Origin of the sequence: Rhizobium sp. Leaf306 (assembly GCF_001423425.1) — a bacterium.
Taxonomy (GTDB): Bacteria; Pseudomonadota; Alphaproteobacteria; order Rhizobiales; family Rhizobiaceae; genus Neorhizobium; species Neorhizobium soli.
The window spans coordinates 799,451-815,023 of the sequence record NZ_LMNX01000003.1; the positions used below are offsets into that span (position 1 = coordinate 799,451).

14 protein-coding genes are annotated in these 15,573 nt (G+C 58.4%); 11 read left to right on the forward strand and 3 right to left on the reverse strand.

Annotated elements, in window-relative coordinates:
• The first annotated feature begins 1 nt into the window (after window position 1).
• Entirely contained in the window at window positions 2–736 is a 735-nt protein-coding gene (locus ASG19_RS17040) for a CBS domain-containing protein (RefSeq protein ID WP_156466539.1), read from the forward strand.
• A gap of 131 nt (window positions 737–867) precedes the next feature.
• Here the strand turns inward: ASG19_RS17040 and ASG19_RS17045 are convergent, their stop codons facing one another.
• A complete protein-coding gene (locus ASG19_RS17045) occupies window positions 868–1,569 on the reverse strand; it encodes a CBS domain-containing protein (protein WP_062459941.1) in 702 nt (233 codons plus the stop codon).
• 250 nt (window positions 1,570–1,819) lie between these two features.
• On the opposite strand from ASG19_RS17045, the gene ASG19_RS17050 reads away from it, so the two are divergent.
• Together ASG19_RS17050 and ASG19_RS17055 are read left to right on the forward strand one after the other, a co-directional pair.
• Window positions 1,820–2,650 carry a universal stress protein gene (locus ASG19_RS17050; protein ID WP_082476432.1) on the forward strand — a complete coding sequence of 277 codons (831 nt, stop codon included), beginning with the start codon at window positions 1,820–1,822 and terminating at the stop codon, window positions 2,648–2,650.
• 303 nt (window positions 2,651–2,953) lie between these two features.
• Entirely contained in the window at window positions 2,954–4,804 is a 1,851-nt protein-coding gene (locus tag ASG19_RS17055; RefSeq protein WP_082476381.1) for a heavy metal translocating P-type ATPase, read from the forward strand.
• 85 nt (window positions 4,805–4,889) lie between these two features.
• Here ASG19_RS17055 and ASG19_RS17060 read toward each other — a convergent pair whose 3' ends face one another.
• Window positions 4,890–5,906, reverse strand: coding sequence for a LacI family DNA-binding transcriptional regulator (locus ASG19_RS17060; protein WP_062459946.1), 1,017 nt, complete (start codon window positions 5,904–5,906; stop codon window positions 4,890–4,892).
• 133 nt (window positions 5,907–6,039) lie between these two features.
• Here ASG19_RS17060 and ASG19_RS17065 point away from each other — a divergent pair, with 133 nt between their 5' ends.
• The 8 genes from ASG19_RS17065 to ASG19_RS17100 all read left to right on the forward strand — a co-directional run bounded on the left by ASG19_RS17065 (window position 6,040) and on the right by ASG19_RS17100 (window position 15,059).
• Window positions 6,040–7,074: a Gfo/Idh/MocA family oxidoreductase gene (locus tag ASG19_RS17065; protein ID WP_062459951.1), complete on the forward strand. Its 1,035-nt coding sequence runs from the start codon at window positions 6,040–6,042 to the stop codon at window positions 7,072–7,074.
• 14 nt (window positions 7,075–7,088) lie between these two features.
• A complete protein-coding gene (locus tag ASG19_RS17070; protein ID WP_062460509.1) occupies window positions 7,089–7,991 on the forward strand; it encodes a sugar phosphate isomerase/epimerase in 903 nt (300 codons plus the stop codon).
• 78 nt (window positions 7,992–8,069) lie between these two features.
• Window positions 8,070–9,305, forward strand: coding sequence for a sugar ABC transporter substrate-binding protein (locus ASG19_RS17075; RefSeq protein ID WP_062459953.1), 1,236 nt, complete (start codon window positions 8,070–8,072; stop codon window positions 9,303–9,305).
• Between the two features lie 118 nt (window positions 9,306–9,423).
• Window positions 9,424–10,326, forward strand: a complete 903-nt coding sequence (locus tag ASG19_RS17080; protein ID WP_062459955.1) for a sugar ABC transporter permease — start codon at window positions 9,424–9,426, stop codon at window positions 10,324–10,326.
• Window positions 10,323–11,150, forward strand: a complete 828-nt coding sequence (locus ASG19_RS17085) for a carbohydrate ABC transporter permease (RefSeq protein WP_062459957.1) — start codon at window positions 10,323–10,325, stop codon at window positions 11,148–11,150. The genes ASG19_RS17080 and ASG19_RS17085 overlap by 4 nt, the downstream gene beginning before the upstream one ends.
• Window positions 11,147–12,217 carry a sn-glycerol-3-phosphate ABC transporter ATP-binding protein UgpC gene (gene ugpC, locus ASG19_RS17090; RefSeq protein WP_062459959.1) on the forward strand — a complete coding sequence of 357 codons (1,071 nt, stop codon included), beginning with the start codon at window positions 11,147–11,149 and terminating at the stop codon, window positions 12,215–12,217. The genes ASG19_RS17085 and ugpC overlap by 4 nt, the downstream gene beginning before the upstream one ends.
• Window positions 12,218–12,475: 258 nt before the next feature.
• The gene (locus tag ASG19_RS17095; RefSeq protein WP_062459961.1) at window positions 12,476–13,150 is read left to right on the forward strand and encodes a response regulator transcription factor; all 675 of its coding nucleotides are present in this window, start codon (window positions 12,476–12,478) and stop codon (window positions 13,148–13,150) included.
• A gap of 382 nt (window positions 13,151–13,532) precedes the next feature.
• A complete protein-coding gene (locus tag ASG19_RS17100; RefSeq protein WP_162238155.1) occupies window positions 13,533–15,059 on the forward strand; it encodes an ATP-binding protein in 1,527 nt (508 codons plus the stop codon).
• Between the two features lie 65 nt (window positions 15,060–15,124).
• On the opposite strand, the gene ASG19_RS23595 is transcribed toward ASG19_RS17100, so the two are convergent.
• Entirely contained in the window at window positions 15,125–15,472 is a 348-nt protein-coding gene (locus ASG19_RS23595; protein WP_082476433.1) for a hypothetical protein, read from the reverse strand.
• Window positions 15,473–15,573 lie beyond the last annotated feature (101 nt).

Genomic DNA, 15,573 nt, shown 5'->3' on the forward strand with positions numbered 1-15,573 from the left:
GTTGCGCAAGATCAAAGGTCTCCAGCATCGCATCTGTCAAAGTGAACAAAAGCTGCGAGAGGATTGTTTGATGTTGGTAAGGGACTTCATGACACAGAGGCCGATCTGCGTGTCGGCGAACACGAGTATCAAACATGCGATCCAGCTGATGCTCGATCACAAGGTCAGCGGTCTGCCGGTGATCAGCGACGATGGTCAAGTCGTCGGGATGCTGACGGAAGGCGATCTCTTGAGTCGGAGCGTTTTCAATCTCGGCCCACAGTCTCCACCGAAAGATCCTGACGATAGTTTCTTCGAAAATTACGTGCGAGCGCACGGCACCACCGTGGCAGATTCCATGACAAAGGACGTTATCTCCGTCTCGCCACAACAATCGCTTGCGGATGTTGCAGCGCTTGTCAGGACGCATGGTATCAAACGGTTGCCCGTTCTTCAGTCGGAAAGGCTCGTGGGGATCATCAGTCGGAGCGATATCATACGGGCCGTGACTGCAAACCGCGATGCGGTGGCAAAAGGAGATGTCGCGTTGCGGCTTGCAGTTTTGACGCGGCTGCGCTCGGAGCTCGGCCTCGAGCCAGAGCGACTTACAGTTGAGGTCAGGAATTCGATCGTCGAAATCTTCGGCCCTGTCCCCTCGCCTGCGCAACGGCGTGCCATGCAAGTCGTCGCAGAAAGCGTTGCTGGTGTAGCCGGCCTGATTTTCGAAACCAACTGCGTTGAGACACTGGACCACTGACGCGACGTTCGCCCTTTCTGACGCCTTTCGGTTGTCCACATAGGCGGCGCAGGCGGCGACCGCCCCTCAAAACGAAGACGATCATGCGCGAGCGATTTCGTACGGTCCGTCCTGCGCAGGCACTGTTCGGCTTAAAATCCTGGAGGTGAGACTGGCATTTCCGGTAGTCCGACAACCAGAATCTGATCGATCACCTTGGTGACACCCAGAGTGTTCTCAGCCGCGACCCGCGCAGCCGTCTTTTCGCGTGCATCCAGTACCCTGCCTTCCAGTGTGACCACAGTCGCGTCGACGGCCACCGTGATGGTGTCACCCCACCGTTGCCGGTCATATTCAGCCTCAAGTCCGGCTTTGATATCCGCATCGATCCGATCGACGGCGGACGCTGACATCTGTCGGATCAGGGTGCGCATGATGTCGGCTCGCGTGACGATGCCGACAAGCTTTTCATTTTCGACAACCGGCAGGCGTTTGATGCCGCGATCGCCCATCAGGTTCGCGGCATCTTCGACGGTTATCCATGGCTCGACCGTGATCGCCGGCGAGGACATGACTTCGCTCACCTCTTTCCCGAAAGCTTTCGCGTAATCCTCCGCCAACGCACCGCGTGACGAAAACAGCCTACGCCATATCCCGGGCGAAGCCTGCGACCGAAGCTCCCCGCGTCGCAGGAAATCGCTTTCACTGATCACGCCCAGCACCTGCTCGTCATTATCGATCACGGGCAGACCGCTGAACCCGCAATCCAACATGGTGTTGGCCGCCTCCCAGATCTTGGCGTCTGGGTGAACAGAAATCGGATCTGCCGTCATGATTGATCGCACGGTCTGCATGGTCTTTTCTCCCTCTTTGGGGCGAGGTTAAACCCGCGGCTGGGGCCGTCCTTGATCTTCATCAACGATCACCGCTTCGAGCGCCCCAGTCCGGGCAACGCGCGTGCGAAGAGGCCGGTCTGAAGATAATGGTCCTGTTCGGTCTCCCGAAAGCGCTTTCGTACCCATCGATTGACAAAGATCATCGCCATCTCTTCCGAGGCTTCTAGGCTTGCTTCATCCAAGACCTCTGAAATGGATGGAGCCAACCATGTCGTTCAAAACTATTCTTGCTGTCGTCGGTGAACACGGCGCCAACGCCGATATTGCCAAGGCCATCGAGCTGACAATTGAGTCAAACGCGCATCTTTCGATCATGGTCATCGGCACGGCGTTGCAGCCGATCACGTCCGACTATCCCGTGGGGACCGCCTGGCTTGAGCAACGGCAGGAAGAGATAAAGGCGCTGGTCAACGTCAAGACGGCCGCCGAGGCGCTGTGCAGCCAGAGCGCCATTTCCTTTGATATCGATCACTTTTACGACGACAACTTCATTCTCCAGAGCAATATCGGCGTGCGCGCCATGTATGCCGACCTCGTCATTCTCGGCAACAGCGTCCGGCGCGAAAGAGGGTTGCGACGTCTTGTGGTCTCGGCTGCAGCCTTTGACGCCCGCACGCCGATCCTGCTGATCCCTTCCAAGGGCAACATCACTTTTCCGCCCAAAAATGTTCTTCTCGCCTGGAATTCCAGAGCGGAATCCGCAACAGCCGCCAAGGATGCATTGGATATTCTAAAACGAGCCGATGCCGTGCATGTCGTTCTCGTCGATCCGGATGGTGCCTACTTCAAAAACGGGGGCGAGCCTGGCGCAGACGTTGCCGCATTTCTCTCACGACATGGCATCAAGGTTGTCGTCGAACAGCTGGCGAGCGGCGGCCGAGCAACCGAGGACATTCTCACGCAGCATGCATTGGAAACCGGCTGCGACATGATCGTCATGGGAGCCTACGGCCATTCGCGGCTGCATGAACGTATCTTCGGCGGTGTGACGGCAACCTTGCTGGAATCTTCGGATTTTCCGATATTCATGGCCCGATGAGCGGCTGTCACGCACAGTCTCCGAACCTTAGGGGCATCGGCTGCGGTCGGGCCTCTCGTTCCGTCCGGCGCGTTGACGGCCTCACGGCCGTCGCGCGCCCGATGGTTCTCGTGGTTCATGGCTTGGTCCGCCCGGCACGTTCCCGCGTCGCTGACCCGGTCGATCCTATGCAAATCGTCTCGGCGGCAACCGGGGTTGGGAATACCGCACTCTTAAGATTGCAATCCTGATCATGCGGTCGGTCCCTGGTAGCGGATCCCGGTGACGGTCCCCTGCCTCAACAGCAATCGCTTGAAGACGAGGATGACTATGCCCCTGGAACACTGGCTCCGGCCGTTACGGCCCCTTCTCGTCGCGGCCCCGATCATAGGGCTGACTATTGGATTGATCGCCTGGCACGGCGGATTTCAGGATCTCTATGTCACATCGCTGGCGCTTGCGACCGGCCTCGTCATGGTCGCCCTCGTTGCCCAGATCATCGCGCGGATTGGCGCCGGTGAAATCGGTTTGGATGTCATCGCGCTTCTCTCAATGGGCGGAGCCCTACTTTTCGGCGAATACCTTGCGGCGACGATCGTGGCCTTGATGTATTCCGGCGGTCAATATCTCGAGAATGTCGCCGAGGGCAGAGCCCGACGCGAGATGACCGCGCTTCTTTCGCGTGCACCTCATGTGGCAACGAGGCGCCGTGAAAGCCAGATGGAGGAAGTGTCGGTCGATTCCATAGCGGTTGGCGACTGCCTTGTTGTTCGGCGTGGCGATCTGGTGCCGGTCGACGGAACCGTGAATGACGGCGAGGCTGTTCTTGACGAGTCCGCACTGACAGGCGAACCGCTGCCTGCCAAGAAACGCCCGGGCGATATCGTCATGAGCGGGGCCGCCAATGTCGGTGACCTCTTTAATATGACCGCCACAAAAGCAGCCTCCGACAGTACCTATGCGGGCATCTTGAAGCTTGTTGAGGCGGCCCAGCAGAGCAAGGCGCCGATGGCCCGCATGGCAGACCGGTACGCGTTGGTCTTCCTGACCGTCACAATCGCAATCGCTTTGCTGGCTTGGTGGATTTCCGGGGATCCCGTCAGGTCCGTCGCTGTCCTCGTGGTCGCAACACCCTGCCCACTCATCCTCGCCGTACCGATTGCTTGGGCTGCTGGTGTCTCAAGGGCGGCAAGCTCCGGTCTTCTGATCAAGGGGGCAAAAATCCTTGAAGAGCTAAGCATGATCCGGACGCTGGTGCTCGACAAGACAGGGACGCTGACCGATGGCCGACCGACCCTGCGAGAAATTTCTACATCTTGGCCGGAGGACGAGTTTCTGCGGCTCGTCGCTTCGCTCGATCAAGCATCGAGCCACGTGGCAGCCAAGGCGCTGGTTGATGCAGCGCATGCCCGGAACTTGAGCCTTGTTTCGCCGGAACAGGTGAGCGAGGAACCCGGCGAAGGAATTGCCGGGACGGTTGGCGACAGAAAGGTTGCCATCGGTGGCATCAACTTCATCGCCTCGGCCTACGGCGTTGAAATCAACGACGCACACACACCAGGAACCATCGCCGCAGCGGTCGCGATCGACGGGAAATTTGCCGGCATCTTGTTGTTTTCGGATCAACTCAGGGCGGGAGCTGCTTCGGCGTTGAACGGTTTCAAGGCAATTGGGGTAACGCGGATCATTCTGGCCACGGGTGACCGCGCGATTGTCGCACGCCAAATCACCGCCGGCCTGCCTTTCGATGAGGTCAGAGCCAACCTCTCGCCAGGCCAAAAGATCGACATCGTCAAGGATGAAAAGACACGTGCGCCGGTGATGATGATCGGCGATGGCGTGAATGACGCGCCTGCCCTTGCTGCAGCGAATATCGGACTTGCCATGGGTGCGCATGGCTCAGCTGCCGCCATCGAGTCGGCCGATGCGGTTCTGTTGGTCGAGAGGCTCGACAGGATTGTGGAGGGCATCGCGATTGCGCACGCCTGTCGACGGATCGCGCTACAGAGTGTTTTTGCGGGCATCGGTCTATCGGTAGGCGCGATGATCCTCGCCGCAGCGGGGTATTTGACGCCGGTGCAAGGAGCACTGTTTCAGGAAATCATCGATATCGCCGTCATCCTCAACGCCCTGCGTGCCCTAAGAATCCGACCTTCCGCCTCGCGTCTGTCATAACGCGATTGGCGTCGCGCCTGTCTATTCTACCGCCACTGCTTGGTTTGGCTTGGATCGACGACCCGATCTACAGAGGCGGCAGTTCTCAGCTGCTCTCACCTTCAATCAGGTCCATGGGCCATACCAAACGTTTGACGGCATCAGGGTAGTGCAGCTTGTATTCCGGCATGACAGATAACAGACCCTCGGCAAGGCTTATGCCGAGATCGCGAAGAGAAAGACTAAAGCAGGTCAGGCTTGGTTTGAGAAACTGGGCCTGCGGGCTCTGCCGCCCGATGATGGCGATGTCCTTGCCGGGCATCAGCCCGACCTCTTCCAGCCCACGGTAGAGCCCGGTCACCAACGTCTCGTTGACAAGGACAACAGCCGTCGGACGGGTTTCGCAGTCCATGATCTGACGAGCCACGCCATAGCCACCCGTTTCGCTCGGCGTGGCACGAAAAATGTGCTCCGGCGAAAGCGACAGATTGTGCCGGGCAAGAACCTCCTGGGATCGGTGAACGAACAGATGGCCGAGGTTCAGATCACCATTCGGCCAGATCAGGCCGATGTGTTGGTGACCGCTTTTCACAAGCCGCTCGATGGCGACCTCCGCCATGCCCTCGAAATCCAGATCGATCCAAGGCTGGCCGACATCGGTCTGGCTTCGCCCCAAGGTGATGAAGGGAATATTGTGGCGAGCGAGCAGTTCAAAACGCGCATCGTGGAGACGGGTGGCAGAGAGAATGACAGCATCCGCGAAGCCACGCGCGACGACGCGCTGAAGATAGGCGTCCGGGTCTTGGTCGGATGAACACAGCAGCGCGACGAGATCGAGCTTGTGACGGGCAAGGACGGTTTGCACGCCGTCGAAGACACTCATAAAGAACGTGTCGCCCTGGCCGGTAATTTCGGGTCCCGTCTGCATCATGAAGCCGATGACGCCTGTCGACCCCTTGCGCAGAGAACGCCCCGACTGGTTGGCGACATAGCCCAGTCTAGTGGCCGCTTCGAGAACCCGGCGCCGCGTCTCTTCATTCACGTCCGCCTTTCCGTTCAAGGCGCGGGACACAGTTCCTATTGATATATCTAGATAATTTGCCAGCTGGCGAATGCCCTTCATGAACTGCCTTTCCGCGGACCCGAATGCGTCGCCCAAAACAATATTGACAAATTCTGGCTCCTGTCCATACTACCGTAAACGTTTACGGAAAATCGGAAGAGGAGTTTCGATTTCCGTAAGGAGGAGGATACCAGTGACATACAATGCTGTTTTGTGTGGATGCGGAGCTATGGCCAAAGGCTGGCTCCGGGCGGTGCGGGACACGCCCCACATCAAAGATGCCATAGAAATCGTTGGCCTCGTTGATCTCGACCGAGCGACAGCTGAGGCGCTTGCAACCGAATTCAATCTTCAACAAGCGGTTATCGGGACGGATCTGGAAGTTGTTCTCGCGGAGACCAGGCCAGATATCCTGTTGGATGTCGTCATCCCCAACGCTCGCCATTCGGTGGTCAGCGCCGGCCTCGCCCACGGCTGCCACGTCTTAAGCGAAAAGCCGATGGCAACCTCCATGGAGGAAGCGCAGGATCTGCGCCGTGCCGCCAGCGCAGCGGGTCGTATTCATGCCGTCGTTCAGAACCGACGTTTCATTGCAGGCGTCCGCCGCATGCGTCGTCTGGTCGAAAGCGGCGCGATCGGTGAGGTCACGGGCATTCATTCCGATTTCTTCCTCGGCCCACATTTCGGTGGCTTTCGAGAAGAGATGGAGAATGTCCTGCTCCTCGACATGGCGATCCATACGTTTGATGCAGCGCGTTTCGTGTCCGGCAAGGCGCCACTCTCGGTCTATTGCGTTGAAACCAATCCGGCCGGCTCATGGTACGCCCATGGCGCTGCGGCCAATGCGATTTTCCGCTTCTCGGACGATGTGGTCTTTACCTATCGAGGTTCCTGGTGTGCCGAAGGCGAGCGCACCAGCTGGGAAAGCGCGTGGCGCATTGTCGGCTCGAAAGGCATGCTGACCTGGGATGGCGAAGACACGTTTAGGGCTGCAGTTGCCGGGAACGATCCCGGCCTCCTCCCGGGCTTTACGTCAATTGACGTGCCTGCCCCTGCCAGAGACGAGGAAACCCACGGCCACGCCAGCGTGATCGCCGATTTCCTCGATGCCATCAGCACCGGGCGCGAACCCGAAACAGTCAACCACGACAATATCAAAAGCCTGGCCATGGTGCTTGGCGCCATCGAAAGCGCCAAGTCGGGCCAATCCGTCGACATTTCAGCATAGGGACCGTGACATTGATCAACCAGCAGGAAAAATCCATTCGCATCGGCACCATGGTCAGCGCCTCGAAGGGGCAGGCTGCAGGACGCATTTCGCAGATCGCCGACATGGGGTTTGAAAGTTTCGAGCCCTTTTTCTGGCAGACGACCAATGGTCAGGACATTGCCGAGCTCGGCAAGCGCTGCCGCGAGGCGATTGGAGATCGCGACATTACGATGTCGACACTTGGCATGTTCGGTAACCCGCTCGAAGAGACCGACATGGACCTTCAGACGTTGCAGGGTTGGAAGGATTGCATCGACAACGCCCACCATTTTGGAGCGACGTGCGTTGCCGGCTTTACTGGCCGCATCCGCAACAAGCCCCTGCCCGACAGCCTTCCACGTTACAAGCAGATTTGGAGTGAGCTGGCCAAGCGGGCGGCGGACAAGGGTGTGAAAATCGCTTTTGAGAACTGCGCCATGGACGGCAACTGGGCGACGGGCGACTGGAATATCGCTCACAATCCGGATGCCTGGGAGCTGATGTTCAACGAGACCCCCGATGACAATATCGGGCTTGAGTGGGAACCCTGCCATCAGATGGTCTATCTCATCGACCCACTGCCGCAGATCCGCAAATGGGCTTCGAAGATCTTTCACGTCCACGGCAAGGATGCGACCATTCGGTGGGACGTCATTCGCGAACATGGCATTTTCGGCAAACATCCGTTCGTTTTGATGCGCACACCCGGTTTCGGCGACAGCAACTGGACGGACATCATCTCCGAGCTGCGACTGGCGGGCTGGTCCGGCTCCATCGACATCGAAGGCTGGCACGACCCGGTCTATCGGGATGGGCTGGAGATGACCGGACAGGTTCACGGTCTCAATCACCTGAAACAGGCGCGCGGCGGCGATTTCGTCGTCGACCCGGTTTAGATCGTTCAATGTTGGCGCGGCAAGGAGGAGGCCGCGCCGCGCGAAAGTGCATTCCGGAGAACCACAAAGGAGGACAAAATGGGTATCCGAACATATACGATCGCCATCGCTACGGCGTTTGCAGCAACTGCATCGCTTTTTGCGCTCAGCGCTCAAGCAGAAGACGTCAAGCTGACGCTATGGTCGCTCGACCGCGACATTCAGCCCGCCCCCAATCTCATCAAGGAATTCAACGCCCAGAAGAACGGCATCCAGATCGAATATCGCCAGATTCAGTTCGACGATGTGGTCAGCGAGGCGATGCGAGCCTATTCGACCGGTAAAGCACCTGACATTATCGCAATCGACAACCCAAATCATGCCATGTTTGCGTCCCGCAAGGCATTTCTGGACCTTACCGACATGATTGCCGGTTCAAGCACGATCAAGCCGGAAAACTACTTCCCCGGCCCGCTCGCCTCCGCCACCTGGGACGGAAAATATTACGGCGTGCCGAAAGCGACGAATACGATCGCGCTCTACTACAACAAGGATCTGTTCAAGGCCGCGGGCCTCGATCCGGAAAAGCCGCCGCAGACTTGGGATGAGTTGCTTCAGACCGCCAAGAAGCTGACCGACCCATCCAAGAATGTTTACGGCATCACCTTCTCGGCCAAAGCCAATGAGGAAGGCACGTTCCAGTTCCTGCCCTGGGCACAGATGGGCGGCGCCACCTACAAGTCCATCAACAGTGATGGGGCTGTCCGGGCGCTGACGATCTGGAAGCAATTGCTCGACGGCAAAATGACATCTCCCGACACATTGACGCGCAGCCAGTGGGATTCCACGGCAACCTTCAATGCGGGCAATGCGGCGATGGCGATATCCGGACCTTGGGAAATCGACCGCATGGTGACCGATGCCAAGTTTGACTGGGGAACCGCGCTCTTGCCGGTGCCGCAGGAAGGTGCCGAGCGCTCTTCCGCTATGGGCGACTACAACTGGGCAATTTTCTCCAACACCAAACATCCGGAAGAGGCGTTCAAGGCGCTTGAGTTCTTCGCCTCCAAAGACGTCACCATGTACAAGGATTTCGGCCAGATCCCTGCCCGTTCCGACCTGCCGATCCCGCCGACCGGAAATGCGCTTAAGGATGCGGCCCTCAAGACCTTCGTGGAACAGCTGAAATATGCCAAGCCACGCGGCCCTTCGCCAGAATGGCCGAAGATTTCCAAGGCAATTCAAGATGCCGTCCAGGCGGCGCTGACCGGACAGATGGAGCCTAAGGCCGCGCTCGATCAGGCTGCAGAGAAGATCAAGCTAATCGAAGGCTGAGGCAGGACTGCCTTTCTCAGGAGCCGATGGCACTCGTGCCATCCACCTTTTCCTCCCGGAAGGAGCTGTCTCGTTCGTCAAGAGCGGACAGCTCCACACCGGATCTTATGGGGTTTCCATGAAAAGGATACTTTCCAGCATCACGGACGGCCGCGGCTTCGACATTGGCCTGGTCGGAGTTCCCTTTGCCTTCCTGTTCATTCTTGCGGGCTTGCCCTTGCTCTACAATATCCTGATGAGCTTTCAGGAAGTGGACATGTTCAGTCTGGGAAGCATCATCAGGCCATTCGTCGGCTTCAAGAATTACATCGATCTGTTCAAGCAGCCCGAAACCCTGCCCATTCTCTTCAACACCGTCATTTTCGTGGTCGGCTCGATCGCTGGCCAGTTTCTCATCGGGTTTGGCCTTGCGCTGTTTTTCTGGGTCAACTTTCCGGGATCATCGTGGCTTCGTGGATTGTTTCTGGTCTCTTGGGTCATGCCGGGTCTGGTCGTCGGTGCGATCTGGAACTGGATACTCTCGGGGGACTTTGGCGTCCTGAACTTCTTTCTGCGTGAAAGCGGCCTGATCGACAGCAATATCTTCTGGCGCTCAGACCCCAATTTCTCGCTCTGGGCGGTCGTGCTCGCCAATATCTGGCTTGGCACATCGTTCAATATGATCCTTCTGTCCGTCGGTCTTTCCGCCATACCCGGCGATCTCTATGAAGCAGCCGAGCTGGACGGTGCAAACGCCTGGCAGCGCTTCTGGACCATCACACTGCCCATGATGCGCTCCACCATCGGCGCGATCATTTCGCTCGGGCTTATCTTCACACTGCAACAGTTCGATCTGTTCGCGGCAATCACGGATGGCGGGCCGAACAACTCATCCAATGTCGCCCAATACTGGGCCTGGGACCTCTCCTTCCGGCAATACGACTTTGGCAAAGGTGCCACGATCTCGGTCATCATGACCGTGTTCGTGATGTTTGCGGCTATCGTCTATGTGCGCTCGACCCGTCATGAGGTGCGCGGATGACTGAAACCAACCGAAACCGCCTGATGCTCGCCATCGCCATCATCATGGCGGCGATCTACCTCTTTCCGCTTTACTGGATGTACGTCACGGCGCTCAAAACGGGTTCGGAAATGTTCGCGACGCCGCCGAGCTTCTGGCCATCGACAGCGCAGTGGAACACCTTCGCCTATGTCTGGGAAAGCCGGAACATGGGACGTTATCTGTGGAACTCGACCTTCATCGCCTTCGGCTCGGTAGCGCTGATCGCGGTTCTCGGTACGGGCTGCGCCTATGTCCTGGCGCGTTACCGTAACCGCTGGGTGGATGTGGGCCTTTTCCTCATTCTGATGCTGCAGGTTCTGCCCGCATCGCTGATGATCACGCCGATCTTCGTCGGGTTCTCTCAAGTCGGTTTGCTGGACTACCCGCGCTTTGCCGTCATCCTGGCGATAGCGGCAAAGAGCATGCCGTTCTTCGTGGTTCTCGTGCGGGCAACATTCATGGCTGTGCCGATGGAGCTTGAGGAGGCCGCTTTGGTCGATGGCAATTCGCGCATCGGTGCCTTCTTCAACATCGTGCTCCCGCTTGCCCGCAACGGTATTCTTGTCAGCGCCATCCTCATCTTCATGCAGGCATTCGGCGAGTTCGTCTATTCGAAGTCGATGATCCAGAACATCGAATTGCAGCCCGCAAGTGTCGGTCTCAACTCGTTCATGGGTCCAAACACCAGCGAATGGAACAACATCATGGCGTACGCAACGATGTACGTAACCCCGATCCTTGCCATCTTCGTCCTTCTGCAGCGCCGCATCGTTTCCGGCCTCACATCGGGAGCTCTCAAATGACCAATCAAATTGAATTGTCGGGCGTCAACAAATATTACGGTGCCTATCACGCGCTGAAGAACATCGACCTCACCATTCGCAAAGGCGCTTTCGTCGCCCTGGTGGGACCGTCCGGATGTGGCAAATCAACGCTTCTGCGCGCCCTCGCAGGGCTTGAATCGATCTCCGAAGGTAACCTTGTTATTGCCGGCGACCGCATGAACAATGTACCTCCCCGCAAGCGGGATCTCGCCATGGTGTTCCAGTCCTATGCGCTCTACCCGCATATGACGGTTGAGGAAAACCTCACCTATAGCCTGCGCATTCGCGGCACCAAGAAGGCGGAGGCGAAGAAGGCGGCAGAGGACGTGGCCGCCATTACCGGCCTGTCGGACCTGCTGCATCGCTATCCCCGCGAACTCTCCGGCGGACAGCGACAGCGTGTCGCGATGAGCCGGGCCATTATCCGCAATCCCAAAGCCTTTCTGTTCGATGAGCCACTGTCCAACCTCGACGCCGCCCTGCGTGTCCATATGCGCAAGGAAATCAGGGCACTGCATGACCGGCTTGGCGCGACCTCGGTCTATGTCACGCACGACCAGATCGAAGCGATGACAATGGCTGATCACGTCGTGGTCATGCGCCAGGGCGTGATCGAGCAACAGGGCCGGCCGCTTGAACTCTATGACCGACCGGTCAACCGTTTCGTTGCCGGATTTATAGGATCGCCGGCCATGAATTTCATTCCGGCAACGACAGGACTGGATGGAAAAAGCCTCATCCTGGATCTTGGCCGGCCACAGACGATCGGTCTCGACAGAACCATTCCGGCCAATCGAAATCTTGTCGTCGGTCTGCGGCCCGAACATCTAACCATCGCCGAAGACGGCAAGGGTTTGTTGGAAGCACCAGTGGCCTTGGTCGAGTCGACAGGGTCAACGACCTTCGTCACAACGGCAACGACGCCCGAATGTGTCGTCGTCGTGAACGGACGAGTTCCAATAACCGGCGGTCAAACCGTCGGATTGAATTTCCTGCAGGAACACATTCATCTGTTCGATGCGGAAACGGACAGTCGGATTGAATGATTGATGCCTGTGGCGACAAGCGTAACCACGCGCTTGAGCCGGGTGGCTGCGTCCGACGGCTTTCAGAAATCGTTCTGGCCGGTTTTGCTGAGCGCAGCTGGCACCGTTGTTTTTCCGCTGCGGCTTTCTTCTCCGCATTTTCCCCTTGCGGTCCGCCAATTCTGACCCGCCACACCCCCATGTTCATGGCTGGCGCGGTTTGGGAATTTGCTCAATAATCCTTTCTGGCCAAGCCGAGGCCTGAAAGCGAGTGTTATCTTGAACACCCAAACGGAGAGAGCCGGACCTATATCCGTTGTCATCGTCGAGGACGATGGACCAACACGTCAGCGTATCGCTGACGGCCTGTCCGATGCTTCCGCATTTTCGGTTCTTCAGGCGGGAACGCTCTCGGAGGCGCGCCAAGTGCTGGGGTCTGGTTATCCTGATGTGCTTCTGACTGACCTCCAGCTACCCGATGGCCATGGCATGGACCTGATACGCGACGTCCGCCAGCATAGCCAGACCACCGAGATCTTGGTCATCTCCATCCTGGGCGATGAAGAAAGCGTCATTTCCGCTATTTTACTCGGTGCCAACGGCTATCTGCTGAAGGACGCTCTGCTGACCGACATCGCCGACACGGTGCGCGATCTTATGCGGGGCCACTCGCCAATCTCGGCCTCGATTGCCCGTTTCATCGTCAAACGGACGCAAGGCGTCAAGGATCCCGTCGTCGGGACGGACTTGAATACCGCCAAGCTGACAGCGCGCGAAATCGACATTCTCTGGGGCATCGCCAAGGGTTTCAGCTACGCCGACATCGCGGATTATCTGGGTATTTCACGCCAGACCGTTCCCGGCTATATAAAGAACATCTATCGCAAGCTCGAGGTGAATACCCGCGGTGAGGCCGTATTCGAAGCCTTGCAGCAGGGCTTGATAAAGCTTTAGGATGAAAGCTGCCGCTCACCAAGTTGGAAGGATGGCTCGACCGCATGGCAGGATCGGCTGGCTGCTGCTGTACCTGGCGCTGCAACCTGTCATCATCGTCCTTTGCATCCTGGCCCGCCAGATCGGCCCGCCCTTGCCTCCCGCGGTCTATGAACTGAGCGGCGTTGAGCTTCAAGACGCGACAGGCCAATTCCGTTCTGTGGACCTCCCGGACTTTCGCCCCGTCTCCGAAGACGCAACCTCCTCCGCGATTTATCGCGTCTCACTCGAACGACCGACTACACAGAAAGATTTGGCATGGAGCATTTTCGTGCCGCGCTTTACCACGGGCGTACAATTCGAGGTTAACGGCTCAATGATCCACGATACGCACCGGAATGTTATGAGCCGCAGACCCGACCGCAATACGTCCGCCATAGCGACGATTCCGGAAAGCCTGCTGCATGAGGGGCGCAATGAGCTGATCATTCACCTCGTCACATGGGGGCCGGTCGGCGGCTATCTGGACAGCGTTTATGCCGGTCCGGACAAGGTCCTGAGACCGGTTCACGATCAGCGGTCGATCATGTTCGAGACCCTGCCCCTCATCCTCGTTGCCGGACAGGCGACATTAGGAGCGATCCTCGGCCTGATCTGGATCAACCGCCGGAACGATCGCAGCTATGGGCTGCTTGCGCTCGCCATGCTGATCGGTTTTTTTCAGTATTTCGTCTCGATGCCAGCATCACCACAAACTCTCGGCCTCGTCGGCGCTGCCGTTGTTACGCAAGCGCCGCTGGTTCTGCACTTCATCGTACGCTTCATCGACATGCCGCCACCGCGGTGGCTACATCTTACATTCGTACCGGGCATTATCATTGCCTTTGCGGGCCTTACGGGACAGCATGATTTACTTCACGCCATCTTCCTGCCGCTAGGGCCACCAACGATTGCTCTCTGCGCCGCCGTTGCTTGCCTCCTTTTGGGCAACGCAGCTCTGCGCGGAAACCGAAAGGCGCTGATAATGGCGCCTGTATTCTCAGTCATGCTGGGATGCGCCCTGAACGATATCCTGACGGTCAGCCGGCTCATTCCGGGTGAACGGATCTTTATCGGCTGGTTCGGTTATTCGATCGTCCTGATCGTCATCGGAGTCTGGCTGACCTGGCGTTTCGTCCAAGCTTTGAATGATGCCGACAGTTTCGCCGACCGGTTGGTGAAGCAAGTGTCGGAGGCCGAGGTCAAGCTCAGGGCAAGTTTTTCCCGCGAAGAAGAACGCGCAAGGGCGGCGGCTTTGGCCTCGGAGCGGACGCGATTGATGCGGGACCTGCATGACGGGTTGGGCGGGCAACTCGTCAGCATCGTCGCTCTTGCCGAACAGCCGAGAGATACAACGAATACAATCGGAGATGCCGCTCGCGCTGCGCTGCGCGATCTTCGTCTGGTCATCAACGCAATGGAAGAGATCGATGGCGACCTCATGCTTGCCCTTGGCTCCTGGAGGGAGCGGATATCAGGCCAGTTGCGCGCCCACGACATGCAGCTGGTTTGGAGCGTGCAGTCGCCACACGGACTTCCGGTCTATCCGGGCCTTCGTCCAAGGCACGTTATCCAGGTTATCAGGCTGCTTGACGAAGCTGTCACCAATGCGATCAAACACTCGGGCGCATCGATGGTGACGATCATGATCGAGACCATAGCTGGCCCCGACGGCGACGCGAGGGGCCAGATCTCCGTCAGGGACAACGGTTGCGGCTTTGCGGTCGATGCGGTGAATGGGGCGGGGACGGTGCAGGGCCGAGGCTTGCTCAACATGAAAAAGCGCGCAGCCCTCTGCGATGTGACCTTGTCCGTCACAAGCGCACCGCTCGGCACGACGGTCTCGCTGCTGCTACCCGCCGACTTCCCCGAAGCCACCCAAGGGGGCTGATGCCAGCGGGGAGCGCGCGTATAAGGTCATAGGAACCGAGCGCGGAGAAACTTTCATCGCCTGGACTATCTGATGCCGAGACGGTTCCTCGGGCCACCACGATTGACCGGCGCTACACCGAGACCGGGTGCGCGAACGCCCGGCCTGCGGACACACCCAACCGGCAAGCCCGGAGCAGTACAATAGATCGCGGTCCTTGCCACGGGACGCGCCACGCAACCAAGCGGAACCCCCGGCGCCGTGCAGTAAACGACCACCGCGGCCGGGGGGCGCACCACGCAGCCTTTTGGGACGCCGACGGCGTTGCAATACACGACGGCCGCCGCCGGCGCGGCCGTGAAAATTGGCGCTGCCAGCACGGCAAGATAGGTAAGGGCCAATGCGGCCTTGAAACCATTTGGGCGATGTTTCATGGCGAATGTCTCCCGGATTCTGAACTGCGCCGACGGATACCGGCTTGACCCCATCATGCCCGTTTCCGGTGCCGCGAATACGCCATGAACATGGGGTGGAT